This window comes from Streptomyces sp. ADI96-02 (assembly GCF_003846185.1).
Taxonomy (GTDB): domain Bacteria; phylum Actinomycetota; class Actinomycetes; order Streptomycetales; family Streptomycetaceae; genus Streptomyces.
The window spans coordinates 4,048,206-4,049,334 of record NZ_ML123034.1 but is presented as its reverse complement, the minus strand read 5'-3'; the positions used below and the strand labels follow the sequence as shown (position 1 = coordinate 4,049,334).

Sequence of the window (1,129 nt, the reverse complement as noted above, 5' to 3'; positions counted from 1 at the left end):
ACCTCGACGCCACGCGGATCACCTGCCACTCCGAGAAGGAGCAGGCCGCACCCACCTATAAAGGCGGCTTCGGCTTCCACCCGCTGCTGTGCTTCCTGGCCAACACCGGCGAGGCACTGTCGGGCCGACTACGTCCCGGAAACGCCGGTGCCAACACCGCGAGCGACCACATCACGGTGTTCGACCAGGCACTCTCGCAGATCCCCGACGCGCAACTTCACGGCACCGACATCCTCGTCCGCACCGACAGTGCCGGATCCGCGAAAGCATTCCTCGCCCATGTCCGCGACGTGCGGAAACGAGGAATCCGTACCTTCTTCTCGGTCGGATACGCCATCACCGAGCCGGTCCGTCGCGCTGTCCGGGCCATGCCCGACCGCCTCTGGCATCCCGCCCTGGACCAGGACGGGACTCTGCGTGATGGCGCCGGGGTCGCCGAGCTGACCGGCATGGTCGATCTGGACGGCTACCCGGCCGGCACCCGCATCATCGTGCGCCGAGAGCGGCCGCACCCCGGAGCCCAGCTGTCCCTGTTCGACCAGGACGAGGGCCTACGGCATCAGGTGTTCCTCACCGACACCCCGTACTCCGGTGGCGGTTCCGCCCAGTTCATGGAGGTCCGCCACCGCGGACATGCCACTGTCGAGGACCACATCCGGTGCGGCAAGACCACCGGCTTCGGCCGCTTCCCCTCCCGCGACTTCGCCGTCAACGCCGTTTGGCTCGAACTCATCCTCGCCGCGATCGACCTGCTCGCCTGGACCCGTGTCCTCCTCCTGGACGGGGAGCTGGCCACCGCCGAGCCGAAGAAACTCCGCTACCGGCTACTGCACGTCACGGCCCGCCTCACCCGCGGCGGCCGACGCCTCCACCTGCGAATATCGGCGACCTGGCCCTGGAGACACGAACTGGCCACGGCCTTCCACCGCCTCGCCGCACTGCCCCGACCCGCCATCTGACCAGCAAAACCCCCGTCCACCCACGACCCGAAAGAACCCGGAGAACCCGGCCACCGCGCCGGGACTCCGACCTACCCAAGCACCGAAATCACATCGGCCATCCAACAGTTGGCGATCAGCGACGCCGCCTCAGCCCAATCGAAACGGCGAGGCTAGTGTCCTGAGTCGTT

The 1,129-nt window shown here is 67.8% G+C and carries 1 protein-coding gene; it reads left to right on the top strand.

The genetic code is table 11. The features are described from left to right. The coding region (locus tag EES43_RS17965) for an IS1380 family transposase (protein ID WP_124272045.1) at positions 1 to 959 on the top strand (959 nt) is incomplete at its 5' end. Positions 960 to 1,129 lie beyond the last annotated feature (170 nt).